The sequence below is a fragment of the Streptomyces sp. DH24 genome, assembly GCF_029813775.1.
Taxonomy (GTDB): domain Bacteria; phylum Actinomycetota; class Actinomycetes; order Streptomycetales; family Streptomycetaceae; genus Streptomyces.
Map to the genome: position 1 here is coordinate 1 of NZ_JARVKW010000080.1, position 7124 is coordinate 7124.

Genomic DNA, 7124 nt, shown 5'->3' on the forward strand with positions numbered 1-7124 from the left:
CCCGCGCCTGAACCGGGGGTCCGCACCGGTCCGCCCCGCGGCACCGGTACCGGCCGGACTCCCCCTCCGCACGGCCGGTACCGGTGCCGATCCGCTCCGGGCGGCCGGGACCCCCCGTCACCCGGCCGCCCGGAAGCGGTGACCGGCTCGACCGGGCCGGTGCCGAGACGTACGGCCCGCCGCCGTTGCCTCTTCATCCCGGCGTCAGGGATTACGTTCGCCGGCATGCGAATGGCGAGCCGGCCGCACGGGCCGGGACCACGACGCGGACGGCCGCCGGAGGAGCGGGCCGACGTGCTGTAACCCCTGGTCGGACAGGGTACGGACACGCGGCCCGGCACGAAGAAATCCCCCGAGCAAATTGCGCTCGGGGGATTTCTTTGCGTATATTCAATGATTCGCGACTTCACGGGAAAGTGGTCGCGAATAAGTTCACTGAGCAGAGTATATCCGGGCGGGAGCGGAATTGTCAAACACCGAATTTCCGGACGATGAATTGCGGCACGAGCAGGAATTCATCGACGGGCTCTACGCGCGCGTGGACGCGCTGCGCGGCGACACCGAGACCTCCGTCACGGACGCGCTCGCGCAGGGCGGCACCCCCATGCAGGCCAGGCTGGAACGGGACATCCTCGTCGCCGAGCGTTCCGGGCTGCTCGCCGCGCTGAACGCGGTGGACGGCTCCCTGTGCTTCGGCCGCATCGACCTCACCTCCGGCGTCACCCACCACATCGGCCGCATCGGGCTGCGCGCCGACGACGCCGAACGCACGCCCGTCCTCATCGACTGGCGCGCCGCCGTCGCCCGCCCCTTCTACCTGGCCACCGGGCACACCCCGATGGGCCTCAGGCGCCGGCGGCACATCTCCACCGACGGGCGCCGGGTCACCGACCTGCACGACGAGATCCTCGACCTCGGCGACGACACCCGCACCGGACACGAGGACCCGACCGGCGACGCCGTGCTGCTCGCCGCCCTCAGCTCCGCCCGCACCGGCCGCATGGGCGACATCGTGCGGACCATCCAGGCCGACCAGGACCGCATCATCCGCGCACCGCACCGCGGCGTGCTGGTCGTCGAGGGCGGCCCCGGCACCGGCAAGACCGCCGTCGCCCTGCACCGCGCCGCCTACCTGCTGTACGAGCACCGGGAGCTGCTGGCCAAGCGGGCCGTGCTGATCGTCGGCCCGAACCCCGCGTTCCTCGGCTACATCGGCGAGGTACTGCCCTCCCTGGGCGAGACCGGCGTACTGCTCGCCACGGTCGGCGAACTGTTCCCCGGTGTGAGGGCGACGGCCACGGACACGCCCGAGGCTGCCGCCGTGAAGGGCCGCGCCGACATGGCCGACGTCCTCGCCGAGGTCGTCCGGAGCCGGCAGGCACTGCCCGACCCGGTCATCACCGTCGAGCACGAGCGCGAGGTCCTGATGCTGGACGACGGCCTGGTGGGCGTCGCCCGCGATCGCACCCGCGCCGCCAAGCTGCCGCACAACGCGGCGCGCGAGTACTTCGAGGGCCACATCCTCAACACGCTCACCGACCTGTACGCCGAGCGCATCGGCACCGACCCGTTCGACGGCACCAGCCTGCTGGACGCCAGCGACATCACGCAGATCCGCGACGACCTCGCCGAGAACCCCGAAGTCTGGTCGGCCGTCGACCAGTTGTGGCCCCGGCTGACCCCGCAGCGCCTCGTCGCCGACTTCCTCGCCGCACCCGAGGAGTTCCTGTCCGCCGAGGACGCCGCCGCCGTCCGCCGCCCGGTGACCCGGCAGTGGACCGTCGCGGACGTGCCGCTGCTGGACGAGGCCGCCGAACTCCTCGGCGAGGACGACCGCCTGGCACGGGAGCGCGCCGAGCGGGAGCGGCGGACGCAGGTCGCCTACGCGCAGGGCGTGCTCGACGTCTCGTACGCCTCGCGCACCTACGAGTTCGAGGACAAGGACGACGAGGAGTCGGAGGTGCTGTCCGCGCACGACATCATCGACGCCGAGCGGTTCGCCGAACGCCACGAGGAGGACGACCGCCGCAGCGCCGCCGAACGCGCCGCGGGCGACCGCAACTGGGCGTTCGGGCACATCATCGTGGACGAGGCGCAGGAGCTGTCCCCGATGGCGTGGCGGCTGCTGATGCGGCGCAGCCCGACCCGCTCCATGACGCTGGTCGGCGACCCGGCGCAGACCGCCGAGGCCGCCGGCGTCGGGTCCTGGGACAGGATCCTCCAGCCGTACGTCGAGGACCGCTGGGAGCACACCCGCCTCGCCGTCAACTACCGCACGCCCGCCGAGATCATGGACCTCGCGGCGGCGGTCGTACGGGCCGAACACCCCGGCTTCGAGCCGCCCAGCTCGGTGCGCTCCACGGGGGTACGGCCCTGGATCCGCGCCACCGACGACCTGCCCGGCGCGGTCGCCGGGGCCGTCGCGGAGCTCACCCCCGACGAGGGGCGTCTCGCGGTCGTCGCCCCGCGCGACCTGCACCGCCGCCTGGCCGCCCGGCTGGACGGCGTGACGGCCGGCGCCGAGCCCGACCTGACGCACCCGGTCGTGCTGCTCGACCCGCGCCAGGCCAAGGGCCTGGAGTTCGACTCGGTCCTGGTGGTCGAGCCCGGCCGCTACGGCACGAGCGACCTGTACGTGGCCCTGACCCGGGCCACACAGCGGCTCGGCGTGCTGCACACCGGCGAGCTGCCGGCGGGGCTCGCCGAGGCGGCGGCGCGGGACGCCGGCGAGGGCGGCCCGTCCGCCGCGTGATCCCGCCGGGCAGGCACGGGGCGGACCCGGCCTAGGCCGGCCGCAGCCAGAGGGTCGACAGGGGTGGCAGCGTCAGGCGGATGCTCGCCGGGCGGCCGTGCCACCCCTGCGGCTCCGGCTTGACGGGGTCGGGGTTGGTGACGCCGCTGCCGCCGTACCGTTCCGCGTCGGTGCTGAGGACCTCGTGCCAGGCCGGGGCGTCGTCCGGGACGCCGATCCGGTAGTCCGGCCGGGCCACCGCCGCGAAGTGGGACACCACCAGCAGTGGCGTGCCCTCGGCGTCGTACCGCAGGAACGCGAAGACGTTGTCGTCGGCCGCGTCCCCGACCACCCACTCGAAGCCGGACGGCAGCGTGTCGCACTGCCACAGCGCCGGGGCCTGCCGGTACCCGGCGTTGAGGTCGCGGACCAGGTCCCGCACGCCCCGGTGGTCCGCCTCCGCCCCGTAGTGCGGGTCGAGGAGCCACCAGTCCGGGCCGTGCGCCTCGGACCACTCCGCGCCCTGCGCGAACTCCTGGCCCATGAACAGCAGTTGCTTGCCGGGGTGGGCCCACATGTAGCCCAGGTAGGCGCGGTGGTTGGCGCGCTGCTGCCACCAGTCGCCCGGCATCTTCGACACCAGCGACCGCTTGCCGTGCACCACCTCGTCGTGCGATATCGGCAGCACGTAGTTCTCGCTGTACGCGTACACCATCGAGAACGTCATCTCGTGGTGGTGGAACTTGCGGTGCACGGGCTCCTTGGCCATGTACTCCAGGGAGTCGTGCATCCAGCCCATGTTCCACTTCAGCCCGAAGCCGAGCCCGCCGAAGCCGCTCGGTCCCTCGTGGTGCGTGGCCCGCGTGACGCCGTCCCAGGCCGTCGACTCCTCCGCGATCGTCACCACGCCCGGCACCCGCCGGTACACCGTCGCGTTCATCTCCTGGAGGAACGCCACCGCGTCCAGGTTCTCCCGGCCGCCGTGCTCGTTCGGCGTCCACTGGCCCGGCTCGCGCGAGTAGTCCAGGTACAGCATCGAGGCGACCGCGTCCACGCGCAGCCCGTCGATGTGGAACTCCTCGCACCAGTAAAGGGCGTTGGCCACCAGGAAGTTGCGCACCTCGCGCCGGCCGAAGTCGAACTCCAGCGTGCCCCAGTCGGGGTGGGCCGCCCGCAGCGGGTCCGAGTGCTCGTACAGCGGACGCCCGTCGAACTCGGCGAGCGCCCACTCGTCGCGCGGGAAGTGCGCGGGCACCCAGTCCATCAGCACCCCGATGCCGGCCCGGTGCAGCGAGTCGACCAGGTACCGGAAGTCGTCGGGCGTGCCGAGCCGGGCCGTCGGCGCGTAGAAGCCGGTGACCTGGTAGCCCCACGAGCCGCCGAAGGGATGCTCGGCGACCGGCATCAGCTCGACGTGTGTGAAGCCCAGGTCCCCGACGTACGCGGGCAGCTGCTCGGCCAGTTGACGGTAGGTCAGCCCCGGTCGCCAGGACGCGAGATGCAGCTCGTACACCGACATCGGCGCCTCGTGCGCGGGCGTGTCCGCGCGGCGCGCCATCCACTCGGCGTCGCCCCACTCGTAGGCGGACGACGTCACGATCGACGCCGTCGCGGGCGGCTCCTCCGTGCGGCGCGCCATCGGGTCGGCGCGCAGCGTGTGCGAGCCGTCGGGCCGGGTGATGTCGAACTTGTACAGCTCGCCCTCGCCGACGCCGGGCACGAACAGCTCCCACACGCCGGTCCCGCCCAGCGAGCGCATCGGGTACCCGGCGCCGTCCCAGAAGTTGAAGGTGCCGGCCACGCGCACGCCCCGCGCGTTCGGCGCCCACACCGAGAAACGGGTGCCCGACACGCCCTGGTGGGTCATGGGGTGCGCGCCGAGCACCGTCCACAGCTGCTCGTGGCGGCCCTCGCCGATCAGGTGCAGGTCGAGCTCGCCGAGGGTGGGCAGGAAGCGGTAGGCGTCCTCGGTGTCGTGCACCGTCCCGTCGTACGTCACCAGCAGCCGGTACTCGGGCACGTCCCGCAGCGGGAGCAGCCCCGAGAAGAAGCCGTCCCCGTCGTCGCGCAGCTCGGCCCGCGTCTTGCCGGCGACGACGGTCACCGCCGACGCGTACGGCCGGAAGGCACGCACGGCGACACCGCCACCGGGCAGCGGGTGGGCGCCGAGCACGGAGTGCGGGGCGTGATGGGTGCCGGCGAGCAGCCGGTCGCGGTCGGCGGCCGTGACGGCGGGGGAGAGGACGACGTCCGTCTCCGGCCCGGGCACCACGGCTTTCGCTGTGGCGGTCTTCTTGGCCGCCGTCTTCTTGCCGACAGTCTTCTTGCCGTCAGTCTTCTTGGTCGCGGCCTTCTCGGCCACGGTTTTCTTGGCCGCGGCCTTCTTCACGGTGGTCTTCTCGGCGGCGGCCTGTTTCGCCGCCGTCTTCTTCACGGCCGCTTTCTTCACGGCCGTCTTCTTCGCCGCCGTCTTCTTCGCGGCGGCCTTCGCGGCCTTCGCGGCGTTCGTCTGCTCGGCCGTCTTCTTCGGGTCCGAACCGCTGGACGGGGGTCGGGGGGTCACGGGCGGAGCCTCCTCGGCGAAGTCACGTCAGGTCAGTGCCGTCGGGTGTGGCCAGCCGGCGTATCGCGGACAGCGGCACCGGCAGCCAGTCGGGGCGGTGCCGGGCCTCGTAGACGACCTCGTAGACCGCCTTGTCCGTCTCGTAGGCCCGCAGCAGCACGGGATCGGTGCGCGGGTCGCGGCCCGCGACGTCCGCGTACCCGGTGCAGTACGCGGCCCGGCACGTGCGGGCCCAGCCGGGGGCCGGCGGGTCGGCCGACTGCGCGGCGTAGTCGAAGGACCGCAGCATGCCCGCGATGTCGCGCTCCGTCGGCTGCGGCATGCGCCGCTCGGCCAGCGGCTTCGCCGGCTCGCCCTCGAAGTCGATCAGCCACCACTGGCCCGACGGCGAGCGCAGGCACTGCCCGAGGTGGAGATCGCCGTGTATGCGCTGCGCGGTCCAGGTGCGGCCCTCGGCGGCCAGGTCGCCCAGCGCCTCGTACGCCGAGTGCAGCCCCGCCGCGTAGGGGCGCAGCGTGGGCACCGCCTGGACGGCGTCCTCCAGGCGGTGGACCATGCCGTCGACCAGCGCCTCGATCTGGCTGTGCCCCAGGGTGGCGGTCGGCAGGGCGTCGGCGAGCGCCGTGTGCACCTCGGCCGTCGCGCGCCCCAGCTCGCGGGCGCCCGCCGTGAAGTCCTCGCCCTTGGCCAGCAGGCGCAGCGCCAGCTCCCAGCCGTCGGCGGCACCCTGCACGAACGGCTGGAGGACACCGAGGACGTACGGCTCGTCGCCCAGGTCCGCGACCATCCACGCCGCAGGGGCGGGCACCCGGGGATTGCCGTGCCGGGCCAGCGCCAGGGGCAGTTCGAGGTCGGGGTTGATGCCGGGCACGATACGGCGCAGCAGTTTCAGGATGAGCGTGTCGCCGTAGACGACCGAGGAGTTCGACTGCTCGGCGGTCATCAGGCGCGGCACCAGACCGGGCCGTATCTCCGTGTCCGGGTCGCGCTCGAAACGAAGCCCGCCGATGCGTGCCCGGGTGCGCAGGGCCTCCAGGAGCAGTTCGGCGGGCCGGGTGTCGTGGAGGGCGTCGTAGACCGTGCGTCCGGTCAGCGGTCCCTCGGTGACGTGTCCGATCAGCGCGGGCGCCAGCCGGGGCGGCAGCGCCTCGCGCACGCCTATCAGGAGCTGGTAGCAGTCGCCCGGCAGGCCGGGGGAGCCGTGCGCCGGTACGAGCGGCTGGTGGGCGCGGACCAGCAGGTGGTACAGGCCGAGCCGGGAACCGGCCGGCAGCAGCTCGGTCGCCGCGACCAGCGTGAACCCGCTGACCGGCCGTCCCTTGCCCGCGAACCAGCGCTGCCGCGGCAGCCACTCCCGCAGCAGGGGGTCCAGTGACGCAAGGAGGCCGGGCGGGGTGGTGACGGAACGTGTGACGGCTTCCGACATGGCGTCGCGTCCTTTCCCCGGGTGGTCGGGGTGTTACTGATGCGTGCCCCGGGCGGAGCGGGAGAAACGCTTCGCCCCGCCCGGGTCCGAGATGGTGCCGTGCGGGTTCCTGTGCTATGGCGGGCCCTACGCGGTCTCGCTGCGCAGCCGGAACCAGTAGAAGCCGTGACCACCGAGCGTGAGCAGGTACGGCAGGTCACCGACGGCCGGGAAACGCACGCCGCCGAACAGCTCCACCGGGTGCCGCCCGTGGAACCTGCTGAGGTCGAGCTCCGTGGGCTGTGCGAAGCGGGAGAAGTTGTGCACGCACAGCACGAGGTCGTCCTCGTATTCGCGCAGGAAGGCGAGGACGGCGGGGTTGGAGGAGGGGAGTTCGGTGTAGGAGCCGAGGCCGAAGGCGGGGT

General features: G+C 72.9%; 4 protein-coding genes. 1 reads left to right on the forward strand and 3 read right to left on the reverse strand.

Annotation, left to right across the window (positions count from 1 at the left end; all coding sequences use genetic code 11):
* The first annotated feature begins 448 nt into the window (after positions 1 to 448).
* Entirely contained in the window at positions 449 to 2752 is a 2304-nt protein-coding gene (locus QC282_RS31755; protein ID WP_279553061.1) for an AAA family ATPase, read from the forward strand.
* Positions 2753 to 2783: 31 nt separating this feature from the next.
* On the opposite strand, the gene glgB is transcribed toward QC282_RS31755, so the two are convergent.
* From glgB to QC282_RS31770, 3 genes are all read right to left on the reverse strand, one after another.
* Positions 2784 to 5294, reverse strand: coding sequence for a 1,4-alpha-glucan branching enzyme (glgB, locus tag QC282_RS31760; RefSeq protein WP_279553058.1), 2511 nt, complete (start codon positions 5292 to 5294; stop codon positions 2784 to 2786).
* 22 nt (positions 5295 to 5316) lie between these two features.
* Positions 5317 to 6720 carry a maltokinase gene (locus QC282_RS31765; protein WP_279553059.1) on the reverse strand — a complete coding sequence of 468 codons (1404 nt, stop codon included), beginning with the start codon at positions 6718 to 6720 and terminating at the stop codon, positions 5317 to 5319.
* A 126-nt stretch (positions 6721 to 6846) separates the two neighbouring features.
* On the reverse strand, positions 6847 to 7124 hold a 278-nt coding region (locus tag QC282_RS31770), incomplete at its 5' end, for an alpha-glucosidase C-terminal domain-containing protein (RefSeq protein WP_279553060.1).

Coding starts and splice junctions, on each gene's coding strand:
- QC282_RS31765 (WP_279553059.1), bottom strand. CDS start 6,720: ATGTCGGAAGCCGTCACACGTTCCGTCACCACCCCGCCCGGCCTCCTT.